General features: G+C 35.7%; 13 protein-coding genes, 1 pseudogene and 1 riboswitch. Of the genes and pseudogenes, 11 read left to right on the top strand and 3 right to left on the bottom strand.

From position 1 onward, the window contains the following. On the top strand, positions 1-855 hold an 855-nt coding region (locus RT405_RS10080), incomplete at its 5' end, for a ribonuclease J (protein ID WP_313469459.1). A 72-nt stretch (positions 856-927) separates the two neighbouring features. Here the strand turns inward: RT405_RS10080 and RT405_RS10085 are convergent. Both RT405_RS10085 and RT405_RS10090 read right to left on the bottom strand, forming a co-directional pair. Then, positions 928-2766 (bottom strand): annotated as a pseudogene (locus RT405_RS10085) (ABC transporter permease/substrate binding protein). Beyond that, positions 2759-3958: a glycine betaine/L-proline ABC transporter ATP-binding protein gene (locus RT405_RS10090; protein ID WP_313469460.1), complete on the bottom strand. Its 1200-nt coding sequence runs from the start codon at positions 3956-3958 to the stop codon at positions 2759-2761. Before RT405_RS10090 ends, RT405_RS10085 begins: the two are co-directional and overlap by 8 nt. Positions 3959-4384: 426 nt before the next feature. Here RT405_RS10090 and RT405_RS10095 point away from each other — a divergent pair, with 426 nt between their 5' ends. From RT405_RS10095 to RT405_RS10135, 9 genes are all read left to right on the top strand, one after another. Further along, positions 4385-5053, top strand: coding sequence for an HD domain-containing protein (locus RT405_RS10095; protein WP_313469462.1), 669 nt, complete (start codon positions 4385-4387; stop codon positions 5051-5053). A 177-nt stretch (positions 5054-5230) separates the two neighbouring features. Further along, on the top strand, positions 5231-5611 hold the full coding sequence (locus RT405_RS10100; RefSeq protein WP_313469463.1) for a GNAT family N-acetyltransferase: 381 nt from the start codon (positions 5231-5233) through the stop codon (positions 5609-5611). Between the two features lie 58 nt (positions 5612-5669). Then, complete coding sequence (locus tag RT405_RS10105) at positions 5670-6749, top strand: toxin Cry1Ac domain D-VI-related protein (RefSeq protein ID WP_313469464.1); 1080 nt, start codon at positions 5670-5672, stop codon at positions 6747-6749. 106 nt (positions 6750-6855) lie between these two features. After that, positions 6856-6958: riboswitch (TPP riboswitch) on the top strand. A 72-nt stretch (positions 6959-7030) separates the two neighbouring features. Continuing rightward, a complete protein-coding gene (gene thiT / locus RT405_RS10110) occupies positions 7031-7603 on the top strand; it encodes an energy-coupled thiamine transporter ThiT (RefSeq protein ID WP_313469465.1) in 573 nt (190 codons plus the stop codon). A gap of 164 nt (positions 7604-7767) precedes the next feature. Beyond that, positions 7768-9219: a cardiolipin synthase gene (gene cls, locus RT405_RS10115; RefSeq protein WP_313469466.1), complete on the top strand. Its 1452-nt coding sequence runs from the start codon at positions 7768-7770 to the stop codon at positions 9217-9219. A 172-nt stretch (positions 9220-9391) separates the two neighbouring features. Beyond that, on the top strand, positions 9392-10585 hold the full coding sequence (locus tag RT405_RS10120; protein WP_313469468.1) for a betaine/proline/choline family ABC transporter ATP-binding protein: 1194 nt from the start codon (positions 9392-9394) through the stop codon (positions 10583-10585). A gap of 12 nt (positions 10586-10597) precedes the next feature. Further along, a complete protein-coding gene (locus RT405_RS10125; RefSeq protein ID WP_313469469.1) occupies positions 10598-11221 on the top strand; it encodes an ABC transporter permease in 624 nt (207 codons plus the stop codon). A 31-nt stretch (positions 11222-11252) separates the two neighbouring features. Next, the gene (locus tag RT405_RS10130; RefSeq protein ID WP_313469473.1) at positions 11253-12194 is read left to right on the top strand and encodes an osmoprotectant ABC transporter substrate-binding protein; all 942 of its coding nucleotides are present in this window, start codon (positions 11253-11255) and stop codon (positions 12192-12194) included. An 18-nt stretch (positions 12195-12212) separates the two neighbouring features. Beyond that, on the top strand, positions 12213-12866 hold the full coding sequence (locus RT405_RS10135) for an ABC transporter permease (RefSeq protein ID WP_169741145.1): 654 nt from the start codon (positions 12213-12215) through the stop codon (positions 12864-12866). Between the two features lie 211 nt (positions 12867-13077). Here the strand turns inward: RT405_RS10135 and RT405_RS10140 are convergent, their stop codons facing one another. After that, the gene (locus RT405_RS10140) at positions 13078-13395 is read right to left on the bottom strand and encodes a hypothetical protein (protein ID WP_313469470.1); all 318 of its coding nucleotides are present in this window, start codon (positions 13393-13395) and stop codon (positions 13078-13080) included. A 168-nt stretch (positions 13396-13563) separates the two neighbouring features. Here RT405_RS10140 and RT405_RS10145 point away from each other — a divergent pair. Then, positions 13564-14123 (top strand): DegV family protein (locus RT405_RS10145; RefSeq protein ID WP_313469472.1); only part of this gene is annotated, 560 nt, incomplete at its 3' end.

Genomic DNA, 14123 nt, shown 5'->3' on the forward strand with positions numbered 1-14123 from the left:
TTTATTACAGGGAAAAAGGTAGAAGAAATCGTTGAAGTTGCAATGAATTTGAAAAAAATTCAACTACCAAGTGAAGATTTGATTATTCCAATTGAAAATATTGAGAATTATACAGACGCTGAAATCGTTATTTTAGAAACAGGCACAACAGGCGAGCCGATCAAGACTCTTCAAAAAATGTCGTTGGGTAAACATGGCCAAGTAAACATTAAAGAAGGCGACTTGGTTTATATTGTAACGAGTCCTTCTGCTAGTATGGAAGTAACCGTTAATAAAACTAAAAATATGATTTACCGTGCTGGTGGTGAAGTTAAACAAATTTCAGATAATTTAAAAGCATCAGGACATGCTACACCTAATGATTTAAAATTGATGATAAATTTAGTTAAACCAACTTATTTTGTTCCTGTCACTGGGGAGTACCGTCGCTTAGCAGCTCACGCTCAGTTAGCTCATGAAGTGGGCATCCCGTTTAAAAATATTTTTATCCCTGGAAAAGGCGATATAGTTGAATACAAATCAGGCCGGATGCATATGTCGGGACAAGTAGAAGCAGGCAACACAATGGTTGACGGCATTGGTATTGGCGACATTGGAAACATTGTCTTGCGGGACCGCAAATTGCTTTCAGAAGACGGAATATTTGTTGCAGTTGTGACGATCAGTCGTAAAAAAGGGAAAATCATGTCTGGCCCTGAAGTAATGACACGAGGGTTTGTTTACGTTAAAGAAAATACCGATTTAATTAAGGCAAGCAATGAAATCGTTAGAGAAGTGGTAGAAGACAATTTAAACCATAAAGAGTTTGAATGGAGCCGCTTAAAACAAGAAATCAGAGATGCTTTAAATAAATAAAAAAAGGCTTGAATCGAAATTTCGATTCAAGCCTTTTTTGAGTGCAATGGAATAAGCGGAATTAATAATCGTTTATTTTGTTACACCTTTTGTCCATTCAGCAACACGATCTGGATTTTCTTCGATCCATGCTTTAGCAGCATCTGCTGGATCTTCACCATTACTGATGTTCAACATAACTTCTTCCATCTCATCTGTTGTCCAGTGGAATTGGTCCAATACTTGATAAGCTTCTGGCATATCATCTTCTAAGCCTTCACGAACCATCGTATTAATTGTTTCAGCTTCTCCAAATGAATTTTCAGGATCATCTAAATATTTTAAATCATACGTAGCAAACATCCAGTGAGGAGACCAGCCAGTGATAACAATATCTTCTTGATTAGTAATTGCTTGTTTTAATGCAACCGTCATTGCTCCAGATGAAGATGTTTCTACATTCCAATCACTTAGATTAGAATAATCTTCAAGTGATTGTTCAGCTGCTCCAACAACACCAGCACCAGGTTCTATTCCGGTGATTGTTTTATTGGCTTCGTCTTTTAGATCAGCAATAGAATTAATATCCATATATTCAGGGACAACTAAACCGATTTTAGCGCCTTCTAAGTTTTCACCTAAATCAACAACTTGATCACCGTATTTTTCAAATTGAGAACCATGAGTACCTGGCAGCCATGCAGCTACCATACCATCAGCCTCGCCTGTTGAAACTGCTTCCCACATTACAGCGTTATCTAGTGGAACGAGGTTAACATTATAACCAAGATCTTCTAAAACAGCTCCAATAACGTTAGTAGAGGCAACTTCAGTATCCCATTCTACATAGGCTAACTCAATTTCTTTCCCTTTTCCAACAGTATCTTCTTTTCCTGTATCATCAGCCGCACAGCCTGCAGCAATCAATGATAAACCTAGTCCAGCTATTAAACTCAGTCGTTTCCAATTAAATTTTGACATAATTGATTCATCTCCCTTTTCATAATGATTAATTTTTATCCATAAGATTTTTCAAATTTAAACGTATTTTTGAATTAAGCTCTCTTTTTATTAAACAAACAATTAAGCTTTTTTGTTTAATTTTTGTGTGATGCGATCAATAATGATTGCAAGTACAACTAAACCAATACCAGATACGAAACCTGTACCGATTTGAGCACGTTGTAAGGAAGAAAGAACTTCTCTTCCAAGACCAGGTGCACCAATCATAGAAGCAATAACGACCATTGATAATGCAAGCATGACCGTTTGGTTGATACCAGCCATGATGGTCGATTTAGCTAAAGGCAATTCCACTTTAAATAATTTCTGAGATCCGGTACTACCGAAAGCTTCTGCAGCTTCTGCAAGTTCACTTGAAACTTGACGAATTCCTAAATTGGTAAATCGAACAGTAGGGGGGATAGCAAAAATCAAAGATGCAAATACTCCGGGTACCATACCGATACCAAAGAAGGCAACAGCCGGTATCAAGTAAACAAAAGCCGGCATAGTTTGCATAAAGTCTAAGACAGGCGATAAAATGGCATTGGCAATTTTGCTTTTAGCCATTAAAATACCAAACGGAACTCCGATGATCACTGATAATAGACTAGCAACTAACACTAAGGTAACTGTATTCATTAAGTTGTCCCAATGTCCTTGATTATAAATAAACCATAAACCTACAAGAGAAAAAGTTGCTAAGCCAAATTTTTTGCCAGATACAAAAAATGCTAGAATAGCAATCAGAATGATAAAAATAACCGGCGGGATAAATAGTAAAGTATTCGTAACAGATTTCATAAAGATCTCTGAATATTTTTGAATTGGATTAAATAGAAACGCAAATGTTTGAGTAATCCAAACGGTTAATTCTTCAACAGCATGAGCAACGGGTAATTTTGGAATAAAGTCTAGTATATTATTCATTTTCTGAATCCTCCTCGCTTTCACCAGCTAGGGCAGCAATAACAGCCCCTCTGACAATAATTCCTACCAATTTGCCATTATCGACTACTGCAACTGGAGTTGTTGAATCATAAATCACTGAGAAGATATCGTTCATTGTAGTAGTTCTGGTAACAGTTGGGATATCTGTTTTAAGGATAGTTTGAATACTTGAGATGCCTTCTTTACGTGCTGTAGAAGCATCTTCAGCAGTAATGTATCCTTGTAAGTTTCGATTGCTGTCAACCACTAAAATACTAGATAAGCCTTCACGCCGCATTTGTTCTAAAGCTACACGAGGACCATGATTTTTAATATTGACAGTTTCAGGCCGTTTCATAATGTTTTCAGCTGTCAATACTTTAGACCGATCCACATCCTCAACAAAACGTTCAACATAGTCGTTCGCCGGATTCATTAAAATTTCTTCCGGAGTACCAATTTGAACGAGTGCGCCGTCTTTCATTAGAGCTATACGGTCACCGATTCTTAAAGCTTCGTTTAAATCATGTGTGATGAAAATAATTGTTTTTTGAACAGAAGCTTGTAAATCAACTAATTCATCTTGCATTTCTTTACGAATCAAGGGGTCTAAAGCGGAAAAAGCTTCATCCATTAGGAGAACTTCTGGATTATTGGCTAACGCTCGAGCTAATCCAACACGTTGCTGCATTCCTCCGGATAATTGTTTAGGATATTGATAAAGATAATCACCTAAACCAGCATTGTTAAGAGCTTGGATTGCTTTTTCTGTCCGCTCTTTTTTATCGATGCCTTTAATTTCTAAGCCATATTCAGTATTTTCTAAAATAGTACGTTGTGGAAATAAGGCGAAATTTTGGAAAACCATACTTAATTTATCACGGCGGACTTGGCGTAGAGCCTTCTTGTCCATTTTCGATAAATTCTCACCGTCAATATAGATACTACCTTCAGTTGCATCGATCAAACGATTAAACATGCGCACTAGAGTAGATTTCCCACTTCCTGATAGTCCCATGATGACGAATACTTCTCCTTCTTCAATCGAGAAGCTGACGTTGTTGACACCGACCGTTAAGCCAGTCTCTTTCAAAATTTCTTGTTTCGTCTTATTTTGTTTCAATAATTCTAGAGCACGTTCATTTCTTTTACCAAAAATTTTAGTAACATTTTCAACTTTTATTTTTGACAAACTCTCATCTCCTTTTTTATTTTTTTGTTCTGTGATCAGAACTAATTAATGATGGAAAAATAGCAGTTTGCTTAACCTGCAAATGGCTACAAACAAGCTTTTCATAGCAAGAAAACAACCCGCGCCGAAGTGAACACAAAATTCAGTGTAACATTTTCTCTATCAAATGAAAACAAAAGTGGTTTTCAATAATGGCCAATAATAGCTTGCTTTCATTGATACAGCAGAGCTATGAGAAAAAAGTAAGAAGTTGATGAGAATTTTTTAACTAACAAAAAAACCGTTTATTATTTTTACTGAAAAGTACTTTAAGATAAGAATAAAAAGAATAAATAAAGTCACGTTAATGACAGATAAAACTTGTGATTTTAGAAACTGATTGATAAACTAAACTAAGCAATATAAAAGTAACGAGGAGGCTGCTAGATGTTGTCTAACCGCCAAAAGGAAGCAATAAAACAAACTGAGCACTTTGTTTATCATTTATTGAAAGAAGACGCTAGCGGGCATGACTGGTGGCATATTCAACGTGTCCGAAACTTAGCCGAAACCATCGCAGCCCAAGAAAAAGAAGCTGCAAATCCATTTATTTATGAAATGGCTGCTCTGTTACATGATGTTGCCGATGAGAAAATAAACCGAAATAGTGAGTCTGGCGAGAAAATATTATCTGATTGGTTACATACTATTAAGTTAGAAAAAAAAGAAAAAGAAGCTATTTTGGAAATTATTTTGAATATCTCTTATAAAGGAGGAACGAATAAAACGAAACTGGCTTCAATAGAAGGTAAAATCGTTCAAGATGCTGATCGTTTAGATGCGTTAGGAGCCATTGGGATTGCTAGAACAATGGCATATACAGGTGCACGTGGACGTTTGATACATGATCCGGATGCTTCTTATTCGCGAGAGAATTTGACTCTTGAACAATATCGTTCTGACGAAGGTACAGCAGTTATGCATTTTTATGAAAAACTATTCAAATTAAAAGATTTGATGAATACTTCTACTGGAAGAAAAATAGCTTCTAAACGCCATGACTATATGGAGAATTATTTAAAAGAATTTTATGAAGAATGGGAAGGCAACCGTTGAACTGATTTAGGGAAAGAAGGGTGCAGCGACTTCCCGCATCCGAAAAACTAGATACACTAAAAAGATACTAGGCGGTGGCAATGATATGGCAGCGATTCATGAAATTAAATTGAAAGAAGCAACGATAGAAGCTACTTTTTAGAAGATGATCAGTATACAGCTATGCCGATAGATGCGATGACAGAAAGTCTCCATGAAACTCAAAAGTATCCTATTTTAATAGTAAAAGAGGAAAACTTAGTAGGATTTTTTATTTTACAAAGAGGCAAGTTGATTAAAAATTATCCCCTTAGCGAAGAAACACTGTTTTTGCAAAATCATTCAATTGATCAACGTTTTCAAAAGAAAGGCTATGGAAAGTTATCAATGGAGTTATTGCCTGCTTTTATTCAAGAAAAATTTAAAGACATCAATGAAGTAGTTTTAACAGTTGATTATGATAATTTAAGCGGGCAAATGTTGTACTTGAAAACAGGATTTAAGGATACAAAAAAACGGATAAAGGAAAAGGATACATACAAATTTATCTATGCAAAAAAGCTTGACAGGACTATTTAAAAAGGTTTTCGATCATTAAAATAGCTATTAAGAAAAACAAGAAAAGAGGATTTATTCAGTGAATAAAAAATATATAGTTCTTGCTACCCTTGCTGTACTGACCGTTATTACCATTTGGGGCGGCGCTCACTACCACCGTTCTGTCCAAGCAGAAAAAATGAAGAAAACAGAACAAAAAATGGATCAAACTAAAGAAATCGAACAATTAGTCAGTGCTTTGTTTGAAAACGATAAAAAAGAAAAGCTGGCAGCCGACGTTACAGAAGAGCAAATTTCAGAAGCAGCAACAGAAGTAACAAACCTATCAAATGAAGCAGTGAAAGAAGATCTTTTAAAAGACGTCAAGCGAGCACAAACGTTTTATCAAGTGCAAACCCAGATTGAAAATGTAATAAAAAACAAGATCTTAGCGGATGATGTAACTAAGGAGCAACTTGAGGAAGCCGAAAAAGAAGTAAAAAAAGTTGAATCAGCGTCTTTGCCTTTATACAAAGAATTAAAAATAGAACTAGATGAAGCAGCAAAACAATATAAACAACTAGAAGAAACGCGAAAAACCGTAACGGGTCTTTTTGAAAATTTAAAAGACGGTACCGTTAAAGAAACAGTTACTCGAGAACAATATGAAGAAGCAGAAAGCAAAGTCACTAAAATAAAAAACAAAAAGGCAAAAAAAGAAATGCAAGATTTATTGTTGCTGATTGAAAAACAGGTGGTTCTAAATGAAGAACAAGAAAAGCTGTTAGAAGAAGAAAAAATAGCTGAAGAAGAGCGGTTACGTGCACTAGAAGAAGAGGAAGCGATTCAAGCTGAAAATGAACAGCAGGAAGAAGCTGCAGCAGGATCTTCCTCAACGCCTTATGAAAACAATGGTACTAGCAATCAAGGGACTTGGAAACCCAGTTATAATCCGTCAAGTGATTATCAAAATTCAGGAAACTCAACAACTACTGAGGATGAAAAAGCAAGCTCGGAAAGTGGAGCAACTGAAGACTCAGAAGAAGTTCTAGAAGAAGAACCCGATACTGAAAATGCTGACAGTGGATCCGATTCAGAAAAACCAACAGATTCAGACGTGCCTAATTCGGATGAAGCAAAAAATGAAGGAGCAGATTCTGTTTCAAAAGAAAATCAATAGCAGCTGATTTGATAGGGAAAATAAAAACGAGTTACAGAAAGAGGCTTGACACTAAGTGAAAGATTAACTATAGTGAATGAAGGTAAGAGTAAAAAACAATAGAACAACCATCACAAAGGGGTGCTGTAAAAAGCTGAGATTGAATCATTGATTCTGACCCTTCGAACCTGTTCGTTAGTACGAGCGTAGGAATTGTGACGGGGCACTTGATCGTAAAAAAATCATTTGAGCTCCTCCTTTGTTGTGTGGCACTGTTCGACACATCAAAGGAGGATTTTTTTATGGAAAATACACGATTACGTGTAGGAATAGAAGGAACGATCGTAGCAGCCCTAGCCATCGTGCTGTCAATGCTGCCAACAAATATAGGAACAGGTTTCACAGTATCGTTAGGAATGATACCGATGATTCTATATTCTTTCAGAAGAGGGACTGCAGCCGGAATAGCGGCTGGATTTTTGTGGGGAATATTACATTATTTAGTCGGTAATGTTTCTATTTTGAATTTAGTACAGGGGTTTATTGAATATTTTGTGGCGTTTATGTTTACAGGGTTTGCCGGATTGTTTGCGCAGCCTATTCAACGAGCCATACAGAAAAAAGCGTCAATTCAATTAATAGGGTACATTATTTTGGGAACAATAACGGGCACGCTTGCTCGCTTTTTCTGGCATTTTGTAGCTGGGTATTATTTCTGGGGCAGTTATGCACCAGAAGGCATGAACCCATTATGGTATTCTTTTATCGCTAATGGAGGAAGTGCCTTAGCCACCATATTAGTTACCACTATTGCGTTGCTATTACTCAGTAAAACGGCACCTTTATTATTTACACCAAAAGACACAAAACAGTGAGAAATAGTTGTTAAAAAAGAGAACATATCAACCACTTTACTTTTCTTAGAGGTAAGTGGTTTTTGTTTAGGCAGAAATAGTCTCCTATTTAATTGAATAATGCTAGTAAAAGAAAAAATAACATAGTAAGATAAGAGAAGAAATTATTCTGAAAGGATTACTTTATGCAAATTTTTTTAATAAGCTTAATTGCTATCATTCTTTTAAACACCGTTTTTGCCATCATTACAGTGTTCCGAGAAAAAAGGGATATCGCGGCCACTTGGGCTTGGCTGCTTGTTTTGGTGTTATTGCCTATCGTAGGCTTTATTTTTTACTTATTTATTGGAAACAAATTATCACGTAAAAAGATTTTTGATATCAAGGCACAAGAAAGCATCGGAATGCCTGAACTGGTTCAAGCACAAAAGGAAATGCTGGCAGATGATGAGAATTTATTGTCTACTAAGCAAGCAACAGAAAACGCTAAGGAAATGGCCAGCCTATTTCTAGAAAGTGATGAATCGATTTTAACGAAAGGAAATAAGGTTCAATTATTTACTGATGGTGCCGATAAATTTGATGCACTACTCAAAGACTTGTATGCTGCCCAGCACCATATTCATTTAATTTACTATATTTTTAAAAACGATAAAATTGGCAATCGTGTTTTAGCGGCACTTGAGGAACGAGCAGCAGCAGGTGTAGAAGTACTCGTTATTTATGATGCTTTAGGATCCCGTTCTTTAAAACCGAATTTCTTTAAGAAGTTACGCTCTCTTGGAGGGCACGCTGAGTCTTTTTTTGGTTCGCATTTTAGTTTCATTAATTTAAGATTTAATTACCGTAATCACCGTAAAATTGTGATTATTGACGGAAAAATCGGCTATACTGGTGGATTTAATGTAGGCGATGAATACTTAGGAGAGTACAAGAAATTTGGTTATTGGCGTGATACTCATATGAAAATTGAAGGGAATGCTGTCTTGCCCTTGCAAAGTCGGTTTTTAATGGATTGGAATGCGACTGTTTCTCATCATAAGTTAGAATATCAAGAAAATTATTTTCCACTGATAAAGAAACAAGGAAAAACAAATATGCAAATCGTATCAAGCGGACCAGACACTGAAACGCAGCAAATAAAAAAAGGCTATATTAAAATGATCAGTATGGCAAAAGAATCAGTTTTTATTCAATCACCTTACTTTGTCCCAGACGATTCTGTGTTGGAAACAATTGAAATTGCTGTAATGTCTGGGATCGATGTTAAAATCATGATTCCAAACAAGCCCGATCATCCGTTTATTTACCGTGCTACGGTTTATTATGCAGCAGAAATGGTGGCGGCTGGAGCAGAAGTATACATTTATGACAATGGATTTTTACATGCCAAAACAATAGTGATAGACGGAAAAATTTGTTCGATCGGAACAGCTAATTTCGATTTTCGCAGTTTTAAGTTGAATTTTGAAGTAAATGCTTTTATTTACGACCCAGAAGTAGCGAAACAACAGCAAAAACTTTTTTATAAAGACATTGAGAAAAGTTACCTGTTAACTCAAGAACTATTAGACAACCAATCTTACTGGTTGAAGTTTAAACAAACATTCTCTCGATTATTTTCTCCTATCCTATAAAATTAATAAAAAAAGACTCAAAAAAGAAGCGAAAAACATTCTTCTTTTTAAGTCTTTTTTTAATTATTTTCTAATCAAAAGTGTAGAAGGTTGATAATATGAGCTATTTAAGAGATAATTAGAAAGAATAATGCGATTTTTTTTCGTAACGAAATGAAAATTAGATAAGAGGGTGGAAACTGTGATTGAATTTAAAAATGTTTCAAAAGTTTATAAAGGCGGAAAAGTAGCAGTTGAAAATATTAATTTGTCCTTTGATAAAGGGGAATTTATTGTATTTATCGGTACAAGTGGAAGTGGAAAAACAACTTCTATGAGAATGATCAATAGAATGATTGAACCTACTTCTGGACAAATTTTGATTAACGGGGAAGACATTATGAAAAAAGACCCGGTTAAATTGCGCCGGAAAATAGGCTATGTCATCCAGCAAATCGGGTTAATGCCTCATATGACGATTTTTAATAATATTGTATTGGTTCCTAAGCTAATGAAATGGCCAGAAGATAAGCAAAGAGAGATTGCAGAGGATTTAATCAAAAAAGTAGATTTGCCTTTGGAATACTTGGATCGTTATCCATCCGAACTTTCCGGTGGACAGCAACAAAGAATTGGTGTCATTCGAGCATTAGCTGCTGACCAAGATATTATTTTGATGGATGAGCCTTTTGGAGCATTAGATCCTATTACAAGAGATTCCTTACAAGAATTGCTCAAAGAACTTCAAAAAGAATTGGGAAAAACGATTGTTTTTGTTACTCATGATATGGATGAAGCGCTAAAACTTGCAGATCGTATTGTCATCATGCAAGAAGGAAAGGTCGTCCAATTTGACACTCCAGATAATATTTTATCAGCACCGGCAAATCAATTTGTTGAAGATTTTATTGGAGAAGATCGCTTGATTCAAGCACGCCCAACTATTCAAACCGTTGAACAGGTAATGTTGAAAAATCCTGCTTCTGTTACTCCAGGAAAATCGATTACTGATGCGATTAAAATCATGCGCGACAGACGGGTCGATACCTTGTTAGTAACGGATGATGCTGGCATCCTTAAAGGGTTTGTCGATATTGAAAGCATAGATTTAAACCGTAAACGAGCTACGAGTGTCGGCGACATCATGTCTACTAAGGTTTACTTTGTACGAAAAGGTACTTTGTTAAGAGATACTGTTCAACGGATCTTGAAACGTGGATTTAAAAACGTACCAGTTGTTGATGATCATAATCGATTAATAGGCATTGTTACGCGTGCTTCTTTAGTGGATATCGTATATGACACTATTTGGGGCGATGGGGATGAATCAGAGACACCAAACGAAAACCCATTGGAAACCACTGTATCAAAAGAAAGTAAAGAGTAGGAGGGAAGAAACATGGCTGATTTTTTTGCAAGCAATGGTTCTGATCTGTTGCTAAAAACTTGGGAACATCTTTACATTTCTGCTGTCGCCTTAATGCTTGGAGTGATTGTGGCTGTTCCTTTAGGAATTGTGTTAACACGTTTTAAAAGAGTATCTTCTATTGTTATGGGATTAGCGACAATTCTGCAAACTGTCCCTTCGTTAGCTTTGCTAGCTTTGATGATTCCTATTTTGGGAATTGGAAAGTTACCTGCCATTATTGCTTTATTTATTTATTCCTTATTGCCTATTTTAAGAAATACATATATTGGCATACAAGGAGTAGACCCAGGATTGAAAGATGCTGGGAAAGGAATGGGAATGACAGATATGGAATTGATTCGTTTAGTTGAATTGCCACAAGCTGCTCCTGTGATCATGTCAGGCATACGTCTTTCAGGCGTATATGTTATTGCTTGGGCCACTTTAGCTTCTTATATTGGAGCAGGGGGATTAGGAGATTTTATTTTTAATGGACTAAACTTATTTATTCCTGAGCTAATCATTGGTGGGACTATTCCCGTCACCTTGTTAGCCTTATTAGCAGATTTTTTGTTAGGGAAATTAGAGAAAAAATTAACGCCCGCCAGTGCATAAAAATATAGGAGGTTTCAAAATAATGAACACAATCAAAAAAATTAATAAAATTGTGCTCCTTCTTTTGGCAACAGTAGTGTTAAGCAGTTGCTCACTTCCAGGCTTAGGCGGAGGGTTTGATAAAAAAGGGATCACTATTACCGGAGGCACAACTTCGGAACAACAAATTTTAGGCTTTATTGTTGAAGGTATGGTTGAACATTATATGGATATAGATGCTCAACTCATTAATAATTTAGGTTCATCTACTTTAAATCATCAAGCTTTGATAGGCGGAGACGCAAATGTATCCGGTTCTCGGTATACAGGAACTTCTCTAACGGGTGAACTAGGATTAGAACCAATAACGGATTCTGATAAAGCTTATCAAGCTGTTGTAAAGGGATTTGATCAAGAATTTGACCAAAAATGGTTTCCTTCTTACGGTTTTTCTAATACCTATGCTTTTATGGTAACGAAAGAAACTGCTGAAAAATATAACCTTAAAACAATCAGCGATTTAAAAGATATTATTTCTGATTTGAATTTAGGTGCCGATAATTCTTGGATGGAGCGAAAAGGAGACGGTTATCAAGCTTTTGTGAGCACATACGGTTTCGACTTTAATCGTGTCTACCCGATGCAAATTGGTCTAGTGTATGATGCCTTATCCGCTGATAAAATGGATGTAGTTTTAGGTTACTCAACGGATGGACGAATAAAGAGTTATGATTTGGTTGTTCTAGAAGACGATAAACACTTATTCCCAGCTTATGATGCCAGCCCTGTTGCAACGCATCAAGTATTAAAAGATTATCCAGAATTGAATGAGGTTTTATTAAGATTAGAGGGTACAATTTCAACAGAAAAAATGCAAGAGTTGAATTATCAAGCTGATAACGATCTTTTAGAACCAAAAACTGTTGCACAAAATTTCTTGAGTGCAAACAATTACTTCGAAGATAAAGAAGTAAATACGAAAGGAGATGAATAACTAGTGGATATTTCAAAAATGGGACTTTGGGAACAGTTATGGTTTTATTTTAATGAAAACGGCTTTTATATTTGGGAGCAGTTTTTGCGCCACTTTTTAATCTCTATCTATGGCGTTCTTTTCGCAGCGGTCGTTGGTATACCGATTGGATTTTTGATTTCTCGTCGCGGGAAATTAGCGGATTGGGTTATTGGAATTGCTAATGTGATTCAAACTATTCCTTCTTTAGCTATGCTCTCTATTTTGATGCTAGGTCTTGGTTTAGGCACAAATACAGTTATTACTACCGTTTTTCTTTATTCCTTACTGCCAATCATTAAAAATACTTATACTGGAGTACGGAGTGTTGATCGCAACATCTTGGACTCAGGCAAGGGTATGGGAATGACGAGATTACAATTAACTTATATGGTGGAGTTGCCTTTATCCTTATCTGTCATTATGGCAGGTATCCGTAATGCATTAGTTGTAGGAATTGGAATCACTGCAATCGGCACATTTATTGGAGCTGGCGGCTTAGGAGATATTATTACACGTGGTGTCAACGCCACAGATGGAGGAGCCATTATCTTATCTGGAGCGATTCCGACGGCATTGATGGCTATTATTAGTGATTTGGTTTTAGGGTTTATTGAAAAAAAAATGGACCCAACCAACAAAATCCGAACTTAAAGGAAGCGTGGAAAAAGCGTTCAGGCCGAAACTTCTATCTCACATGTCGTATCTCTAAGTAACTAAAGCTGCAAGAGTTAAGGCAACTGGGACGAATAAATGTAAGATAAAGGGGTATCAGAACTGCTTTTTGGAATACGTTCTTGAATAAATAGTTGGATAGGCAAAAGAGGATGAGACTTTTGTCTCATCCTCTTTCTTACTTATTGTCTTAAGCTAAACGTACATGTCGAATATCATCAAATGAGAGCATATAGGTCATTTGTTGATCCGAGTTTTCTAAAATAAGTAATTTTTTTTGATTTGGTGCATATCTTAATAAGCCTTTTTGTTCTTGTACAGTTAAAACATGCTTTGTTTTGTTGGTTTGAAGAATAATAGGTTTACGGCGTTCATAGGCTTGAGTTAAAAAATATAGAACTTGGTGCTTTGGCATTTGAGGAAGTACTTGCAGCGAATCCATTTCTTTAGATAAAACTACTTTTCTACTAAAAAAATTAGGTTGTTTTTCAGCAAAGTTTTTTTCCATGTTTATTCCTCCGAACATTTGTTTGATAATTTTATTATACGAACAAACGTTCAGATGTGCAAGTCTTTTTCAAAATATTAATAATAAAGTTTTCTTTTCAAGGATTTTCTGTCTATAATAAGAATTGAAGAATAAAAAAGAAAAGTTTGTTTACTAAGGAGTTTTGGTATGAGTTATAAAATAATGGCTGATTCGTGTTGTGATCTACCGATAGAGTTTGTTGAAGAACATAACATTCATATTATGAATATGATCGTTAATATGGAGGGAAAAGAATACATCGATGACTTAGGGAAAACTTTTGATCGAGAAGCCTTTTTTCAAAAAATAAAAAATGGAGAAATAGCAACAACTTCTCAAATCAATATAGGAACTTATTTAGAAGTGTTCAAATACTATATTGAAGAAAACATACCAGTACTTTATTTAGCTTTCTCATCAGGACTAAGTGGTTCCTATAATAATGCATTAGCAGCTGTGGAAATGTTAAGAGAAGAATATGAGACTGTTGATATCACAATTATTGATACTTTAGCTGTTTGTTTAGGAGATGGACTACTTATTTATGAAGCAGTACAACGAAAAATAGCAGGGGCATCTTTAGAAGAAGTAGCTCAATGGGTAGAAGAAAATAAAACTAAACTGCATTCTTGGGTAACTGTCGAAGATATCAAGCATTTAGAACGTGGCGGAAGAATTTCTGCAGTTTCTGCGACACTAGGGACATT

The organism is Carnobacterium sp. (assembly GCF_032094055.1).
Lineage (GTDB): Bacteria > Bacillota > Bacilli > Lactobacillales > Carnobacteriaceae > Carnobacterium_A.

Bases quoted from the DNA above. Each gene is read 5' to 3' on its own strand.
- RT405_RS10095 (WP_313469462.1), top strand. From the start codon at position 4,385: ATGTTGTCTAACCGCCAAAAGGAAGCAATAAAACAAACTGAGCACTTT.
- RT405_RS10100 (WP_313469463.1), top strand. From the start codon at position 5,231: ATGACAGAAAGTCTCCATGAAACTCAAAAGTATCCTATTTTAATAGTA.
- thiT (WP_313469465.1), top strand. From the start codon at position 7,031: ATGGAAAATACACGATTACGTGTAGGAATAGAAGGAACGATCGTAGCA.
- cls (WP_313469466.1), top strand. From the start codon at position 7,768: ATGCAAATTTTTTTAATAAGCTTAATTGCTATCATTCTTTTAAACACC.
- RT405_RS10125 (WP_313469469.1), top strand. From the start codon at position 10,598: ATGGCTGATTTTTTTGCAAGCAATGGTTCTGATCTGTTGCTAAAAACT.
- RT405_RS10135 (WP_169741145.1), top strand. From the start codon at position 12,213: ATGGGACTTTGGGAACAGTTATGGTTTTATTTTAATGAAAACGGCTTT.
- RT405_RS10140 (WP_313469470.1), bottom strand. From the start codon at position 13,395: ATGGAAAAAAACTTTGCTGAAAAACAACCTAATTTTTTTAGTAGAAAA.